This window comes from Escherichia sp. MOD1-EC5990 (assembly GCF_002965285.1).
GTDB lineage: Bacteria > Pseudomonadota > Gammaproteobacteria > Enterobacterales > Enterobacteriaceae > Escherichia > Escherichia coli_F.
In genome coordinates this window covers 229814-247128 of the sequence record NZ_PTRV01000005.1, presented here as the reverse complement: position 1 = coordinate 247128, position 17315 = coordinate 229814, and the positions used below count along the sequence as shown (strand labels likewise).

14 protein-coding genes are annotated in these 17315 nt (G+C 53.0%); 6 read left to right on the top strand and 8 right to left on the bottom strand.

The genetic code is table 11. The features are described 5' to 3' along the window. Positions 1-352: 352 nt before the first annotated feature. Together codB and codA are read left to right on the top strand one after the other, a co-directional pair. Positions 353-1612, top strand: coding sequence for a cytosine permease (codB, locus tag BEB42_RS08400; protein ID WP_000076233.1), 1260 nt, complete (start codon positions 353-355; stop codon positions 1610-1612). Continuing rightward, a complete protein-coding gene (codA, locus tag BEB42_RS08395; RefSeq protein ID WP_001353418.1) occupies positions 1602-2885 on the top strand; it encodes a cytosine/isoguanine deaminase in 1284 nt (427 codons plus the stop codon). The genes codB and codA overlap by 11 nt, the downstream gene beginning before the upstream one ends. A 120-nt stretch (positions 2886-3005) precedes the next feature. On the opposite strand, the gene cynR is transcribed toward codA, so the two are convergent. Next, positions 3006-3905, bottom strand: coding sequence for a transcriptional regulator CynR (gene cynR, locus BEB42_RS08390; protein ID WP_000952469.1), 900 nt, complete (start codon positions 3903-3905; stop codon positions 3006-3008). Positions 3906-4014: 109 nt separating this feature from the next. On the opposite strand from cynR, the gene cynT reads away from it, so the two are divergent. Genes cynT through cynX form a run of 3 tightly spaced genes read left to right on the top strand, consistent with a single transcriptional unit; the run spans position 4015 to position 6362 of the window. Next, a complete protein-coding gene (gene cynT / locus BEB42_RS08385) occupies positions 4015-4674 on the top strand; it encodes a carbonic anhydrase CynT (protein WP_000658634.1) in 660 nt (219 codons plus the stop codon). 30 nt (positions 4675-4704) lie between these two features. Further along, positions 4705-5175 carry a cyanase gene (cynS, locus tag BEB42_RS08380; protein ID WP_000616244.1) on the top strand — a complete coding sequence of 157 codons (471 nt, stop codon included), beginning with the start codon at positions 4705-4707 and terminating at the stop codon, positions 5173-5175. A gap of 5 nt (positions 5176-5180) precedes the next feature. After that, the gene (cynX, locus tag BEB42_RS08375; RefSeq protein ID WP_001353417.1) at positions 5181-6362 is read left to right on the top strand and encodes a cyanate transporter CynX; all 1182 of its coding nucleotides are present in this window, start codon (positions 5181-5183) and stop codon (positions 6360-6362) included. 102 nt (positions 6363-6464) lie between these two features. Here cynX and lacA read toward each other — a convergent pair whose 3' ends face one another. From lacA to BEB42_RS08335, 7 genes are all read right to left on the bottom strand, one after another. After that, complete coding sequence (gene lacA / locus BEB42_RS08370; protein ID WP_024218666.1) at positions 6465-7076, bottom strand: galactoside O-acetyltransferase; 612 nt, start codon at positions 7074-7076, stop codon at positions 6465-6467. Positions 7077-7141: 65 nt separating this feature from the next. Then, the gene (gene lacY / locus BEB42_RS08365; RefSeq protein WP_000291531.1) at positions 7142-8395 is read right to left on the bottom strand and encodes a lactose permease; all 1254 of its coding nucleotides are present in this window, start codon (positions 8393-8395) and stop codon (positions 7142-7144) included. A gap of 51 nt (positions 8396-8446) precedes the next feature. After that, entirely contained in the window at positions 8447-11521 is a 3075-nt protein-coding gene (gene lacZ / locus BEB42_RS08360; RefSeq protein ID WP_000177856.1) for a beta-galactosidase, read from the bottom strand. 122 nt (positions 11522-11643) lie between these two features. Next, a complete protein-coding gene (lacI, locus tag BEB42_RS08350) occupies positions 11644-12726 on the bottom strand; it encodes a DNA-binding transcriptional repressor LacI (protein ID WP_000805874.1) in 1083 nt (360 codons plus the stop codon). A gap of 36 nt (positions 12727-12762) precedes the next feature. Next, complete coding sequence (locus BEB42_RS08345) at positions 12763-13716, bottom strand: GlxA family transcriptional regulator (RefSeq protein ID WP_001247700.1); 954 nt, start codon at positions 13714-13716, stop codon at positions 12763-12765. A gap of 19 nt (positions 13717-13735) precedes the next feature. Beyond that, on the bottom strand, positions 13736-14512 hold the full coding sequence (locus BEB42_RS08340) for an MBL fold metallo-hydrolase (protein ID WP_123058303.1): 777 nt from the start codon (positions 14510-14512) through the stop codon (positions 13736-13738). Positions 14513-14626: 114 nt separating this feature from the next. After that, the gene (locus BEB42_RS08335) at positions 14627-15460 is read right to left on the bottom strand and encodes a DNA-binding transcriptional regulator (protein ID WP_236942403.1); all 834 of its coding nucleotides are present in this window, start codon (positions 15458-15460) and stop codon (positions 14627-14629) included. 190 nt (positions 15461-15650) lie between these two features. Here BEB42_RS08335 and BEB42_RS08330 point away from each other — a divergent pair, with 190 nt between their 5' ends. After that, on the top strand, positions 15651-17315 hold the full coding sequence (locus tag BEB42_RS08330) for a bifunctional 3-(3-hydroxy-phenyl)propionate/3-hydroxycinnamic acid hydroxylase (RefSeq protein WP_105267287.1): 1665 nt from the start codon (positions 15651-15653) through the stop codon (positions 17313-17315).

Genomic DNA, 17315 nt, shown 5'->3' with positions numbered 1-17315 from the left:
CTTATCATGCCTACAGGCCTGAACCGTAGGTCGGATAAGGCGCACGCGGCGCATCCGACACCGTGCGCAGATGCCTGATGTGACGCTGACGCGTCTTATCATGCCTACAGGCCTGAACCGCAGGTCGGATAAGGCGCACGCGCCGCATCCGACACCGTGCGCAGATGCCTGATGCGACGCAGGCGTGTCTTATCATGTGTACCCATTTTTTCTCAAATAAGTTTTTATCCACTTTTCCGCATTCATCCATATAAAAAATATACCCCCTCCACGAAAACGATTGCTTTTTATCTTCAGATGAATAGAATGCGGCGGATTTTTTGGGTTTCAAACAGCAAAAAGGGGGAATTTCGTGTCGCAAGATAACAACTTTAGCCAGGGGCCAGTCCCGCAGTCGGCGCGGAAAGGGGTATTGGCATTGACGTTCGTCATGCTGGGATTAACCTTCTTTTCCGCCAGTATGTGGACCGGCGGCACTCTCGGAACCGGTCTTAGCTATCATGATTTCTTCCTCGCAGTCCTCATCGGTAATCTTCTCCTCGGTATTTACACTTCATTTCTTGGTTACATTGGCGCAAAAACCGGCCTGACCACCCATCTTCTTGCTCGCTTCTCGTTTGGTGTTAAAGGCTCATGGCTGCCTTCACTGCTGCTGGGCGGCACTCAGGTCGGCTGGTTTGGTGTTGGCGTGGCGATGTTTGCTATTCCGGTGGGCAAGGCAACCGGGCTGGATATTAATTTGCTGATTGCCGTTTCCGGTTTACTGATGACCGTCACCGTCTTCTTTGGCATTTCGGCGCTGACGGTACTTTCGGTGATTGCGGTTCCGGCGATTGCCTGCCTTGGCGGTTATTCCGTATGGCTGGCCGTTAACGGCATGGGCGGTTTGGACGCCTTAAAAGCGGTCGTTCCCGCACAACCGCTAGATTTCAATGTCGCGCTGGCGCTGGTTGTGGGGTCATTTATCAGTGCGGGTACGCTCACCGCTGACTTTGTCCGCTTTGGTCGCAATGCCAAACTGGCGGTGCTGGTGGCGATGGTGGCCTTTTTCCTCGGCAACTCGTTGATGTTTATTTTCGGTGCGGCAGGCGCTGCGGCACTGGGGATGGCGGATATCTCTGATGTGATGATTGCTCAGGGCTTGCTGCTGCCCGCGATTGTGGTGCTGGGGTTGAATATCTGGACCACCAACGATAACGCGCTCTATGCGTCGGGTTTAGGTTTCGCCAATATTACCGGTATGTCGAGCAAAACTCTTTCAGTAATCAACGGTATTATCGGCACGGTCTGCGCACTATGGCTGTATAACAATTTTGTCGGCTGGCTAACCTTCCTTTCGGCTGCTATTCCTCCGGTGGGTGGCGTGATCATCGCCGACTATCTGATGAACCGTCGCCGCTATGAGCACTTTGCGACCACGCGTATGATGAGTGTCAATTGGGTGGCGATTCTGGCGGTCGCGCTGGGGATTGCCGCAGGCCACTGGTTACCGGGCATTGTTCCGGTCAACGCGGTATTAGGTGGTGCGCTGAGCTATCTGATCCTTAACCCGATTTTGAATCGCAAAACGACAGCTGCAATGACGCATGTGGAGGCTAACAGTGTCGAATAACGCTTTACAGACAATTATTAACGCCCGGTTACCCGGCAAAGAGGGGCTATGGCAGATTCATCTGCAGGACGGAAAAATCAGCGCCATTGATGCGCAATCCGGCGTGATGCCCGTAACAGAAAACAGCCTGGATGCCGAGCAAGGTTTAGTTTTACCGCCGTTTGTGGAGCCGCATATTCACCTGGATACCACGCAAACCGCCGGGCAACCGAACTGGAATCAGTCCGGCACGCTGTTTGAAGGCATTGAACGCTGGGCCGAGCGCAAAGCATTATTAACCCATGGCGATGTGAAACAACGCGCCTGGCAAACGCTGAAATGGCAGATTGCCAACGGTATTCAGCATGTGCGTACCCATGTCGATGTTTCGGATGCAACCCTGACTGCGCTAAAAGCGATGCTGGAAGTGAAGCAGGAAGTCGCGCCGTGGATTGATCTGCAAATCGTCGCCTTCCCGCAGGAAGGGATTTTGTCGTATCCCAACGGTGAAGCGTTACTGGAAGAGGCGTTACGCTTAGGGGCTGACGTAGTGGGGGCGATTCCGCATTTTGAATTTACCCGTGAATATGGCGTGGAGTCGCTGCATAAAACCTTCGCCCTGGCGCAAAAATACGACCGTCTCATCGATGTTCACTGTGATGAGATCGATGACGAACAGTCGCGCTTTGTCGAAACCGTTGCCGCCCTGGCTCACCGTGAAGGCATGGGCGCGCGAGTCACCGCCAGCCACACCACGGCAATGCACTCCTATAACGGGGCGTATACCTCGCGGCTGTTCCGTTTGCTGAAAATGTCCGGTATTAACTTTGTCGCCAACCCGCTGGTCAATATTCATCTACAAGGGCGTTTCGATACGTATCCAAAACGTCGCGGTATTACGCGCGTTAAAGAGATGCTGGAGTCCGGCATTAACGTCTGCTTTGGTCACGATGATGTCTTCGATCCGTGGTATCCACTGGGAACGGCGAATATGCTGCAAGTGCTGCATATGGGGCTGCATGTTTGTCAGTTGATGGGCTACGGGCAGATTAACGACGGCCTAAATTTAATCACCCACCATAGCGCCAGGACGTTGAATTTGCAGGATTACGGCATAGTCGCCGGAAACAGCGCTAACCTGATTATCCTGCCGGCTGAAAATGGGTTTGATGCGCTGCGCCGTCAGGTTCCGGTACGCTATTCGGTACGTGGTGGTAAGGTGATTGCCACCACGCAACCGGCACAAACCACCGTGTATCTGGAGCAGCCGGAAGCCATCGATTACAAACGGTAATCGGCTGGGTTGCAGCGAGCGTAGTTTATGTCGGATGCGGCGTGAACGCCTTGCACTGAACTCGTAGGCCTGATAAGCGTCGCGCATCAGGCAATTCCAGCCGCTGACCTGTGTCAGCGGCTACCGCGATTCATTCCCGCCAACAACCGCGCATTCATCCAACGCCATTTGCAAAAATGCCTTTGCGGCTGCTGTCTGCCCGCTATTTTTCCGCCGCAACAAAACCGCCGTTCTCTCCAGTAACGGTGGGGCAAGGGATATAGCTTTAAGCCCGTCATGTTGTGTGGCAATCGCTGCTGGCAACAATGTGGAAAGGGAAGTGCGGCGAATCAGCGCCAGAACTGCGCTAATTGAGTTCGCCTCTATCACCACCTGTGGATGTAGCCCCGCTTTCTCGCAGTAGTGGTCAATTTGCTCTCTGGTGGCAAATTCCGCGCTGAGCAGTACCAGTTTTTCATCATGCAAGCAACTCAACGCCACCTGTTCATGGACTGCCAGTGGATGATGTTGCGCCACGACTAACGCTAAACTTTCTGTCAGTAAAGGTATTGCCTCCAGTTCCGGCGAATGCACCGGCGCGAAGGCAATCCCAACATCCAGCTCGTCGCGGCAAAGCAGATCTTCGATTTTCTCCTGTGACATTTCCTGTAGCTGGAGCGTGATGCCGGGATAACGCGCATAGAAATCCGCCATTAAAGGGCCGATAAAGTAGCTCGTGAAGGTGGGGGTGACGGCGATGCGCAGCGATCCTCGCGTCAAATCGGCAACATCATGAATCGCCCGTTTACCCGCCCCCAGTTCCTGTAACGCACGGCTGGCGTACTGTCGCCAGACTTCTCCCGCATCGGTGAGACGAATCGTTCGCCCGCTACGGTCAAACAGCGGTACGCCCAAACTCTCTTCTAACTGGCGAATCTGCTGGGAAAGCGCAGGTTGGGAGATATGCAACGCACTGGCGGCACGGGTGAAGCTGCCATGTTCAGCCACGGCAAGAAAGTAATTGATATGTCGAGAGAGCATTCGCCAACCTATAAGTAAATCCAATAGAACTCATCATAAATGAGTCTTTTACCTTATGGCAATCGGCGAGTAGTCTGCCTCTCATTCCAGAGACAGACAGAGGTTAACGGTGAAAGAGATTATTGATGGATTCCTTAAATTCCAGCGCGAGGCATTTCCTGAGCGGGAAGCCTTGTTTAAACAGCTGGCGACACAGCAAAGCCCGCGCACACTTTTTATCTCCTGCTCCGACAGCCGTCTGGTCCCTGAGCTGGTGACGCAACGCGAACCTGGCGATCTGTTCGTGATTCGCAACGCGGGCAATATCGTCCCTTCCTACGGACCGGAACCTGGTGGCGTTTCTGCTTCGGTGGAGTATGCCGTCGCTGCGCTTCGGGTATCTGACATTGTGATTTGCGGTCATTCCAACTGTGGCGCGATGACCGCCATTGCCAGCTGTCAGTGCATGGACCATATGCCTGCCGTTTCCCACTGGCTGCGTTATGCCGATTCAGCCCGCGTCGTTAATGAGGCGCGCCCGCATTCCGATTTAGCGTCAAAAGCTGCGGCGATGGTACGTGAAAACGTCATTGCTCAGTTGGCTAATTTGCAAACTCATCCATCGGTGCGCCTGGCGCTCGAAGAGGGGCGGATCGCTCTGCACGGCTGGGTCTACGACATTGAAAGCGGAAGTATCGCAGCCTTTGACGGCGCAACCCGCCAGTTTGTGCCACTGGCAGCTAATCCTTGCGTTTGTGCCATACCGCTACGCCAGCCGACCGCAGCGTAACCTTATTTTTAAACCTTCAGGAGATTCACCATGATTCAGTCGCAAATTAACCGCAATATTCGTCTTGATCTTGCCGATGCCATTTTGCTCAGCAAAGCTAAAAAAGATCTCTCATTTGCCGAGATTGCCGACGGCACCGGTCTGGCAGAAGCCTTTGTGACCGCGGCTTTGCTGGGGCAGCAGGCGCTTCCTGCCGACGCTGCCCGCCTGGTCGGGGCGAAGCTGGAGCTCGACGAAGACGCCATTTTACTGTTGCAGATGATTCCACTGCGTGGCTGCATTGATGACCGTGTTCCAACCGACCCAACGATGTACCGTTTCTATGAAATGTTGCAGGTGTACGGTACGACCCTGAAAGCGTTGGTTCATGAGAAGTTTGGCGATGGCATTATCAGTGCGATTAACTTCAAACTCGACGTCAAGAAAGTGGCGGACCCGGAAGGTGGCGAACGTGCTGTCATCACTTTAGATGGTAAATATCTGCCGACCAAACCGTTCTGACAGCCATGCGCGACCATCAAAAGACGTTCACGATGCTGCTGGTTCTGGTGCTGATTGGTCTTAATATGCGACCACTGCTCACCTCCGTCGGGCCACTGCTACCGCAATTGCGCCAGGCGAGCGGAATGAGCTTTAGCGTGGCTGCCCTGTTGACCGCTCTGCCGGTGGTCACCATGGGCGGGCTGGCGCTGGCCGGAAGCTGGCTTCATCAGCATGTCAGCGAACGTCGCAGCGTCGCCATCAGTTTGTTGCTGATTGCCGTCGGTGCATTGATGCGTGAGCTTTACCCTCAAAGTGTGCTGCTGCTTAGCAGCGCACTGCTCGGTGGAGTGGGGATCGGCATCATTCAGGCGGTGATGCCTTCGGTGATTAAACAGCGGTTTCAGCAGCGCACGCCACTGGTGATGGGGCTGTGGTCTGCGGCTCTGATGGGCGGCGGTGGACTTGGTGCCGCCCTGACGCCCTGGTTAGTTCAACACAGCGAGATTTGGTTCCAGACTCTCGCCTGGTGGGCGCTGCCTGCCATTATTGCGCTCTTTGCCTGGTGGTGGCAAAGCTCCCGCGAGGTCGTATCTTCCCACAAGACAACAACCACTCCGGTTCGCGTAGTCTTCACTCCCCGCGCCTGGACGCTGGGTGTTTACTTCGGTCTGATTAACGGCGGTTACGCCAGTCTGATTGCCTGGTTACCCGCCTTCTATATTGAGATCGGTGCCAGCACGCAGTACAGCGGTTCCTTGCTGGCGTTGATGACGCTTGGTCAAGCCGCAGGGGCATTGCTGATGCCTGCTATGGCTCGCCATCAGGATCGGCGCAAACTATTAATGCTGGCACTGGCGTTACAACTGGTGGGTTTCTGCGGCTTTATCTGGCTGCCGCTGCAATTGCCGGTCTTCTGGGCGATGGTGTGTGGGTTAGGTCTGGGTGGCGCATTTCCGCTCTGTTTGCTGCTGGCGCTCGATCACTCTGCGCAACCCGCTATTGCTGGCAAACTGGTGGCGTTTATGCAGGGGATCGGTTTTATCATTGCCGGGCTTGCTCCGTGGTTTTCTGGTGTGCTGCGTAGTATCAGTGGCAATTACCTGATGGACTGGGCGTTTCATGCGCTGTGCGTCGTTGGGCTGATGATCTTAACCCTGCGTTTTGCACCAGCACGTTTTCCGCAGCTGTGGGTCAAAGAGGCATGATGCGACGCTCGTTCCTGCGCTTTGTTTACGCCGGATGCGGCCTACGTAGATCACTGAACTTATAGGCCTGATAAGCGGAGCGCATCAGGCAATTTTGCTTATTCAAACTGACGATTCAACTTTAAAATCTTTGAAATAATATTGCTTATCCCGGTCGTTTATTTCGCGAATAACCCGACAAGGAATGCCAGCAGCTACGACGTTTGGTGGAATGTCTTTTGTGACGACACTTCCCGCGCCAATAACAGAATTATCCCCGATGGTGACGCCTGGATTAATGACCACATGGCTGCCGATCCAGACGTTATTACCAATCGTTATCGGAAAAGAGTACATCTCTCCGTTTTTTCTTAACTCATGGTGTACAGGGTGTCCCGTAACGGAAATGGTAACGTTGGGGGCAACCAGTACGTTATCACCGATCGTTACCGTGTAATCATCGACAATGGTTAAATTGAAATTTGCATAAAAATTGCGGCCTATATGGATGTTGGAGCCGTAAGAGAAATAGACAGGTGGTTCTACCCAGGCATTTTCCCCTACCGTGGCAAACATTTTTTTTATCAGGCTTTCTCTTTTTTCAACTTCCGCTGGATGCGAATGATTAAACTCATACATTAATGTTTTCCCACGAAGTCTTTTTTCAGGTAAGCCTTCGCACATATCGGTAAATAGCTTTCCTGCTTTTATTCTTTCTGTCATCGACATGTTCATTTTGATCATTCTGTCCTGATATGCTGGTCGGATAAGGCGCGTGCGCCGTATCCGACATTGATTACTTAAGCGACTTCCTTCACCTGGCGACGTAGTAGAGAAAGCGGACCGGGGCCGCTAAGCGTGAACACGGAAATTAAGGTGAAGCCCAGTGCTACCAGACCCAGCACCAGATAAGCGCCCTGGAAACCGATGCTTTCATACATATTACCCGCCAGAACAGACATGAAAATCATCGCCAACTGCTTAAAGAAGCAGAAACAGACCAGATAAATTGTCGCTGAAAAACGCACTTCAAACTGGCTGGTAATATATTTAAAGCAGCCCACCAGCAGGAACGGTACTTCAAACATATGCAGTGTTTTCAGAATAACCACTTCCAGCGCTGAGGTAGCGAACGATGAGCCAATAATACGTACTGACATAATAGTGCCAGCCAGCAGCAGAGCGTTTTTTCCACCGATGCGATTAATGATCAGTGGCGCAAAGAACATAATCGAGGCGTTAAGTAATTCGCCCATTGTCGTTACGTAGCCAAATACCCGCGTACCCTGCTCACCGGTGGCAAAGAACGAAGTAAAGAAATTAGCAAACTGTTGGTCAAAAACATCGTAGGTGCAGGAAACGCCAATAACATACAGTGACAAAAACCACAGTTTTGGCTGTCTGAACAGTTCCAGCGCCAGCTTAAGGCTAAATGCCGAATGGTTGGCACCTACCGCATTGGCAACCGTGGCAGAAGAGGGCGCATCCGTTTTGGCGAAAAAGAGTAAAACGGCGAGGATGAGTGCACAGCCAGAGCCCAGCCAGAAAACAAACTGATTATTGATGGTGAACATGATGCCGACAATCGAGGCACACAGCGCCCAGCCAACACAGCCAAACATCCGCGCGCGACCAAATTCGAAATTACTGCGACGGCTGACTTTCTCGATAAATGCCTCTACTGCTGGCGCACCGGCGTTAAAACAAAAGCCAAGATAAATACCACCAACAATCGACCCTACTAAAATGTTGTATTGTAATAGTGGCCCGAAGATAAAAATAAAGAACGGCGCAAACATTACTAACATGCCGGTAATCATCCACAGCAGGTATTTGCGCAGCCCGAGTTTGTCAGAAAGCAGACCAAACAGCGGTTGGAATAATAGCGAGAACAGAGAAATAGCGGCAAAAATAATACCCGTATCACTTTTGCTGATATGGTTGATGTCATGTAGCCAAATGGGGAAAAACGGGAAGTAGGCTCCCATGATAAAAAAATAAAAGAAAAAGAAAAAACCGAACATCCAAAAGTTTGTGTTTTTTAAATAGTACATAATGGATTTCCTTACGCGAAATACGGGCAGACATGGCCTGCCCGGTTATTATTATTTTTGACACCAGACCAACTGGTAATGGTAGCGACCGGCGCTCAGCTGGAATTCCGCCGACACTGACGGGCTCCAGGAGTCGTCGCCACCAATTCCCATATGGAAACCGTCGATATTTAGCCATGTGCCTTCTTCCGCGCGCAGCAGATGGCGATGGCTGGTTTCCATCAGTTGTTGTTGGCTGTAGCGGCTGATGTTGAACTGGAAGTCGCCGCGCCACTGGTGTGGTCCATAATTCAATTCGCGCGTCCCGCAGCGCAGACCGTTTTCGCTCGGGAAGACGTACGGGGTATACATGTCTGACAATGGCAAGTCCCAGCGGTCAAAACAGGCCGCAGTCAGACGGTCGGGATAGTTTTCTTGCGGCCCTAATCCGAGCCAGTTTACCCGCTCTGCGACATGTGCGAGCTCGCAGGTCAGGCCAATCCGCGCCGGATGCGGTGTGTCGCTCGCTACTTCAACATCCACACTGACGACCATTTCACCGTGCCCATCGATACGGTAGGTTTTCCGGCTGATAAATAAGGTTTTCCCCTGATACTGCCAGGCGTGGACAGTGGTAATCAGCACCGCGTCGGCAAGCGTATCTGCCGTGCACTGCAACAACGCGGCTTCGGCCTGGTAATGGCCCGCCGCCTTCCAGCGTTCTACCCAGGCATTCGGGTCATTGCGGGTCGCTTCACTGACGCCAATGTCGTTATCCAGCGGGGCACGGGTGAACTGATCGCGCAGCGGCGTCAGCAGTTGTTTTTCATCGCCAATCCACATCTGTGAAAGAAAGCCTGACTGGCGGTTAAATTGCCAACGCTTATTACCCAGCGCGATGCAAAAATCCGTTTCGCTGGTGGTCAGTTGCGGAATGGTGTGGGGCGCGGAGGGGAGTGCCACACTGAGGTTTTCCGCCAGTCGCCATTGTTGCCAGGCGCTGATGTGTCCGGCTTCTGACCAGGCGGTCGCGTTAGGTTGCACTACGTGTACCGTAAGCCAGAGTTGTCCGGCGCTCTCCGGCCGCGTCAGTTTAGGCAGTTCAATCAACTGTTTACCTTGTGGAGCGACAGTCAGAGGCACTTCACCGCTTGCCAGCGGCTTGCCATCCAGCGCCACCGACCAGTGCAGGAGCTCGTTATCGCTATGACGAAACAGGTATTCGCTGGTCACTTCGATGGTTCGCCCGGATAAACGGAACTGGAAAAACTGCTGTTGGTGTTTTGCTTCTGTCATTGCCGGATGTGGCGTGCGGTCGGCAAAGACCAGACCGTTCATGCAGAACTGGCGATCGTTCGGCGTATCGCCAAAGTCACCACCGTAAGCCGACCACGGGTTGCCGTTTTCATCATATTTAATCAGCGACTGATCCACCCAGTCCCAGACGAATCCACCCTGTAAACGGGGGTACTGACGAAACGCCTGCCAGTATTTCGCGAAGCCGCCAAGACTGTTACCCATTGCGTGGGCGTATTCGCAAAGGATCAGCGGGCGCGTCTCTCCAGGCAGCGAAAGCCATTTTTTAATGGACCATTTCGGCACAGCCGGGAAGGGCTGGTCTTCATCCACACGCGCGTACATCGGGCAAATAATATCGGTTGCAGAAGTGTCGGCTCCGCCGCCTTCATACTGCACCGGGCGGGAGGGATCGACAGATTTAATCCAGCGATAGAGTGCGTCGTGATTAGCACCGTGGCCCGATTCATTACCCAGCGACCAGATAATTACGCTCGGGTGATTTCGATCGCGCTGCACCATCCGCGTTACGCGTTCACTCATGGCCGGTAGCCAGCGTGGATCATCGGTCAGACGATTCATTGGCACCATGCCGTGGGTTTCAATATTGGCTTCATCCACCACATACAGGCCGTAGCGGTCGCACAGCGTGTACCACAGCGGGTGGTTCGGATAATGCGAACAGCGCACGGCGTTAAAGTTGTTCTGCTTCATCAGCAGGATATCCTGCACCATCGTTTGCTCATCCATGACCTGACCATGCAGAGGATGATGCTCGTGACGGTTAACGCCGCGAATCAGCAACGGCTTGCCGTTCAGCAGCAGGAGACCATTTTCAATCCGCACCTCGCGGAAACCGACATCGCAGGCTTCTGCTTCAATCAGCGTGCCGTCGGAGGTGTGCAGTTCAATAACTGCACGATAGAGATTCGGGATTTCGGCGCTCCACAGTTTCGGGTTTTCGACGTTCAGACGTAGTGTGACGCGATCGGCATAACCGCCACGCTCATCGATAATTTCACCGCCGAAAGGCGCGGTGCCGCTGGCGACCTGCGTTTCACCCTGCCACAAAGAAACCGTCACCCTCAACGCATCGCGCAGTTCACCGCACATCTGAATTTCTGTTTCCAGAACAGCGCGGCTGAAATCATCATTAAAGTGAGTAACAACATGGAAATCGCTGATTTGTGTGGTCGGTTTATGCAGCAACGAGACGTCACGGAAAATGCCGCTCATTCGCCACATATCCTGATCTTCCAGATAGCTACCGTCACTCCAGCGCAGCACCATCACCGCGAGGCGGTTATCTCCGGCGCGTAAAAATGCGCTGAGGTCAAATTCAGACGGCAAACGGCTGTCCTGTCCGTAACCGACCCAGCGCCCGTTGCACCACAAATGAAACGCCGAGTTAACGCCATCAAAAATAATTCGCGTCTGGCCTTCCTGTAACCAGCTTTCATCAACATTAAATGTGAGCGAGTAACAACCTGTCGGATTCTCCGTGGGAACAAACGGTGGATTGACTGCAATGGGATAGGTCACATTGGTGTAGATAGGCGCATCGTAACCGAGCATCTGCCAGTTTGAGGGGACGACGACAGTATCGGCGTCAGGAAGATCGCGCTCCAGCCAACTTTCCGGCACCGCTTCTGGGGACGGGAACCAGGCAAATTGCCACTCACCATTCAGGCTGCGTAACTGCCGGGAAGGGCGATTATTGCGGGCCTCTTCACTATTTCGCCAGCTGGCGAAAGGAGGATGCGCCGCAATGCGGTTGAGTTGGGTAACGCCAGGGTTTTCCCAGTCACGACGTTGTAATACGACGGCCAGTGAATCCGTAATCATGGTCATAGCTGTATCCTGTGTGAAATTGTTATCCGCTCACAATTTCATACAACATACGAGTCGGACACATCAGGTGTAAAGCCTGGGGTGCCTAATGAGTGAGCTGACTCACATTAATTGCGTTGCGCTCACTGCTCGCTTTCCAGTCGGGAAATTTGTCGCGCCAGTTGCATTAAGGAATCAGCCAACGCCTGGGGAGAAGCGGTTTGCGTATTGGGTGGCAGGGTGGTTTTTCGTTTCACCAGTGAGACGGGCAACAGCTGATTGCCCTTCACCGCCTGGCCCTGAGAGAGTTGCAGCAAGCGGTCCACGCTGGTTTGCCCAAGCAGGCGAAAATCCTGTTTGATGGTCGTTAATGGCGGGATATAACACGAGCTGTCTTCGGTATCGTCGTATCCCACTACCGAGATATCCGCGCCGACGCGCAGCCCGAACTCGGTAATGGCGCGCATTGCACCCAGCGCCATCTGGTCGTTGGCAACCAGCATCGCGGTAGGAATGATGCCCTCATTCAGCATCTGCATGGTTTGATGAAAACCGGACATGGCGCTCCAGTCGCCTTCCCGTTCCGCTATCGGTTGAATTTGATTGTGTTTAAGATATTTATGCCAGCCCGCCAGACGCAGACGCGCCGAGACAGAACTTAATGGGCCCGCTAACAGCGCGATTTGCTGGTGACCCAATGCGACCAAATGCTCTACGCCCAGCCGCGTACCGTCTTCATGGGAAAAAATAATACTGTTGATGGGAGTCTGGTCAGAGACATCAAGAAATAGCGCCGGAACATTAGCGCAGGCTGCCTCCACAGCAATGGCATCCTGGTCATCCAGCGGATAGTTGATGATCAGACCACTTACGCGTTGCGCGAGAAGATTGTGTACTGCCGCTTTACAGGCTTCGACACCACTTCTTTCTACCATCGACACCACCACGCTGGCACCCAGTTGATCGGCGCGAGATTTAATCGCCGCGACAATTTGCGACGGTGCGTGCAGGGCCAGACTGGAGGTGGCAACGCCAATCAGCAACGACTGTTTGCCCGCTAACTGTTGTGCTACGCGGTTGGGAATGTAATTTAGCTCCGCCATCGCCGCTTCCACTTTTTCCCGCGTTTTCGCTGAAACGTGGCTAGCCTGATTCACCACGCGCGAAACGGTCTGATAAGAGACACCGGCATACTCCGCGACATCGTATAGCGTTACTGGTTTCACATTCACCACCCTGAATTGACTTTCTTCCGGGCGCTATCATGCCATACCACGAAAGGTTTTGCGCCATTCTGCGGGGCTGACGCCGAAGTGAGATTTAAAATGCTGACGCCAGGTCACAGGTGAGAGAAAACCCACCTCAGCCGCTATCCGCTCAACGGGCAACTGACTGGATCCCAACAGTTCCTGGCTACGGCGTAAGCGTTCAGTGATGAGCCATTCGGCGATACTCGAACCGGTCGCTTTCATAAAATGACGGGTTAGTGTGCGGCGACTCATCATTACTCGCTGAGCCAGCGAGTCGAGATCATGCTGTTGCGCAATGTTTTGCCGCAGGTAATCCAGCAGGAGGTTAATGCGTTCATCATGGGTATTTTTCGGCACCGGTTGCTCTATAAACTGCGCCTGACCGCCGGTGCGATATGGCGGTACGACCATCCGTCGGGCAATATGGTTAGCATAGTCGCTGCCAAAATGTTGCCGAACAATATACAAACAGCAATCCAGCGCCGCGGCAGTACCGGCAGAGGTAATAATGCCATCATCGTCTACATACAACGCGTTAATATCCAGATGTGTTTGTGGAAAACGTGCCTGAAATTCACGCTCGAACTCCCAGTGCGTGGCAGCACGCTTATTGTTCAGTAAACCTGCATAGCCGAGCACAAACGTGCCCAGGCAAAGCCCGACAATCTGTGCCCCGTTATCTCGTGCGGTCGTTAAGGCTTCCAGCAGTTTTTGTGGCGGTTTTTGTGTAATTGTTCCCCAGTAAGGAATTATCACAATATCCGCCTGGATGACTGCCGTATAGTCATGGGTGGCGGTTACGGAAAACCCATCGGCAGAGTCCACGTTTCCCGGCTTTTCAGCGCAGATAATTACATGAAAGCGTTTTTTCTCCGCCATTTTTTCGCTAAACACGATAAACGGTACGGAAAGGTGAAAAGGACTAAAACCGGCAACGGCGATAATGGCAACAGTTAGCGGGCGCATAACACTCTTTATCTCCGAATTAGAATGTCAACGTTTCACCATCTTCTGGTACGTTCACAAATTCGATAATTTGATTATCTCTGGCGTATTCCTTGAGCGCATCACGCGTCAGCAAACAGTGGTTTACGGCCTCCATATGTGTCGCGACAATTTGCGCTTCTGGCAGGGTGAAATGTGTTTTGAGAATATCTTCAGCTCCCATAATTATCGCGCCATGCCCCAGAACATGCGCAAATCCGGCATTCAACACCACCACTTCTGGTTGGAAAGTTAGCATTGTAGCCTCGACGTCATCACGCCAGAGGGTATCGCCAGCCAGATAGAGCGTTTTCTCTGTCGGGTGCTGGAAAACAACGCCGCAGGCTGCGCCTAAACGCTTCGCCATAGCCGGGTCTGCATAGGTGCGATCGGAGCCGTGCTGCCCTGTCGTTTTATGCAGAGTAATATCGCCAAATTTAGTCTCGTCGGCAAGTACGGTAAGATGCGTAAATCCTTGTTTATCCAGTGATTCAGCATCTTGCTCATTTTGCACATAAATCTGTTTATCTTTGGGGACGACGCGGGAGGCTGTTTCGTCCCAGTGATCTTCATGCAAATGGGTCACTATTAGGGCGTCAACGTTGAGTAACGTTGTTAAATCGCACGGTAATTCTACCGTTGGATTGCGGATTTCTGCGCGTGCCGTTCCGGCAAAACCCGGATAACTTCCTTTAGGCGCGAGTAACGGGTCAATAAGAAATGTTTTGCCAGCGTATTGGATAATTTGGGTGGCATTACGAATTTGAGTAATTTTCATGATTTGCTCCACATCACAGTATTGATGGCATTAGCGTAGCGTGCAGCCCGTACTGTGCATGTGGGCAAATGGGCGAATAACGATGAGAATGGGCCAAATTACACATTGGCGCAACTAGCGTAAATGCACGCCGCTTCGCCGTCCGGCCACCAGAATAGCCTGCGATTCAACCCCTTCTTCGATCTGTTTTGCTACCCGTTGTAGCGCCGGAAGATGCTTTTCCGCTGCCTGTTCGATGGTCATTGCGCTTGCCATATACACCAGATTCAGACAGCCAATCACCCGTTGTTCACTGCGTAGGGGCACGGCAATGGAGGCGATCTTCTCTTCCTGATCCCAGCCACGGTAGTTCTGTCCGTAACCCTCTTTGCGTGCGCGCGCCAGAATGGCTTCCAGCTTTAACGGTTCCCGTGCCAGTTGATAGTCATCACCGGGGCGGGCGGCTAACATTTCGATTAACTCCTTGCGTTCTTGTTCCGGGCAAAAGGCCAGCCAGGTCAGGCCCGAGGCGGTTTTCAGAAGCGGTAAACGTCGCCCGACCATTGCCCGGTGAAAGGATAAGCGGCTGAAACGGTGGGTGGTTTCGCGAACCACCATTGCATCTACATCCAGCGTGGACACATCTGTCGGCCATACCACTTCGCGCAACAGATCGCCCAGCAGCGGGGCTGCCAGTGCAGAAATCCATTGTTCGTCACGAAATCCTTCGCTTAATTGCCGCACTTTGATGGTCAGACGAAAACTGTCATCGGAGGTACTGCGCCGGACATATCCCTCTTCCTGCAGCGTTTCCAGCAGTCGCCGCACAGTGGTGCGATGCAGGCCGCTGAGCTCCGCCAGCAGCCCGACGCTGGCACCGCCGTCAAGTTTATTTAACATATTTAATAACATTAGACCGCGGGTTAAACCGCGCACGGTTTTGTATTCCGTCTGCTCATTGTTCTGCATATTAATTGACATTTCTATAGTTAAAACAACGTTGTGCACCTGGTGCACATTCAGGCATGTTTTGATTGTAGCCGAAAACACCCTTCCTATACTGAGCGCACAATAAAAAATCATTTACATGTTTTTAACAAAATAAGTTGCGTTGAACTGTGCGCGCAACGGCATTTTGTCCGAGTCGTGAGGTACTGAAATGGCAATACAACACCCTGACATCCAGCCTGCTGTTAACCATTGCGTTCAGGTGGCGATCGCTGGTGCCGGTCCGGTCGGGCTGATGATGGCGAACTATCTCGGCCAGATGGGCATTGACGTGCTGGTGGTGGAGAAACTCGATAAGTTGATCGACTATCCACGCGCGATTGGAATTGATGACGAGGCGCTGCGCACCATGCAGTCGGTTGACCTTGTCGATAATGTTCTGCCGCATACTACGCCGTGGCATGCGATGCGTTTTCTTACCCCAAAAGGCCGCTGTTTTGCTGATATTCAGCCAATGACCGATGAATTTGGCTGGCCGCGTCGTAACGCCTTTATTCAGCCGCAGGTCGATGCGGTGATGCTGGAAGGGTTGTCGCGGTTTCCGAATGTGCGCTGCCTGTTTTCCCGCGAGCTGGAGGCCTTCAGCCAGCAAGATGACGAAGTGACCTTGTATCTGAAAACGGCAGAAGGGCAGCGGGAAACGGTCAAAGCCCAGTGGCTGGTAGCCTGTGACGGTGGAGCAAGTTTTGTCCGGCGCACCCTGAATGTGCCGTTTGAAGGTAAAACCGCACCAAATCAGTGGATTGTGGTGGATATCGCCAACGATCCGTTAAGTACGCCGCATATCTATTTGTGTTGCGATCCGGTGCGCCCGTATGTTTCTGCGGCTCTGCCTCATGCGGTACGTCGCTTTGAATTTATGGTGATGCCGGGCGAAACCGAAGAACAGCTCCGCGAGCCGCAAAATATGCGCAAGCTGTTAAGCAAAGTGCTGCCTAATCCGGACAACGTCGAATTGATTCGTCAGCGTGTCTACACCCACAACGCGCGACTGGCACAACGTTTTCGTATTGACCGCGTACTGCTGGCGGGCGATGCCGCGCATATCATGCCGGTGTGGCAGGGGCAGGGCTATAACAGTGGTATGCGCGACGCCTTTAACCTCGCCTGGAAACTGGCGTTGGTTATCCAGGGGAAAGCTCGTGATGCGCTGCTCGATACCTATCAACAAGAACGTCGCGATCACGCCAAAGCGATGATTGATCTGTCGGTGACGGCGGGCAACGTACTGGCTCCGCCGAAACGCTGGCAGGGTACGTTACGTGACGGTGTTTCCTGGCTGCTGAATTATCTGCCGCCAGTAAAACGCTACTTTCTCGAAATGCGCTTCAAGCCGATGCCGCAATATTACGCCGGTGCGCTGGTGCGTGAAGGCGAAGCGAAACACTCTCCGGTCGGCAAGATGTTTATTCAGCCGAAAGTTACGCTGGAAAACGGCGACGTGACGCTGCTCGATAACGCGATCGGCGCGAACTTCGCGGTAATTGGCTGGGGATGCAATCCACTGTGGGGGATGAGCGATGAGCAAATCCAGCAATGGCGCGCGCTGGGTACTCGCTTCATTCAGGTGGTGCCGGATGTGCAAATTCATACCGCGCAGGATAACTACGACGGCGTGCTGCGCGTGGGCGATACGCAAGGTCGCCTGCGTAGTTGGTTCGCACAACATAATGCTTCGCTAGTGGTGATGCGCCCGGATCGCTTTGTTGCCGCCATCGCCATTCCGCAAACTCTGGGTAATACGCTGAATAAACTGGCGTCCGTGATGACACTCAACCGCCCTGATGTCGACGTTTCTGTCGAAAAGGTAGCCTGA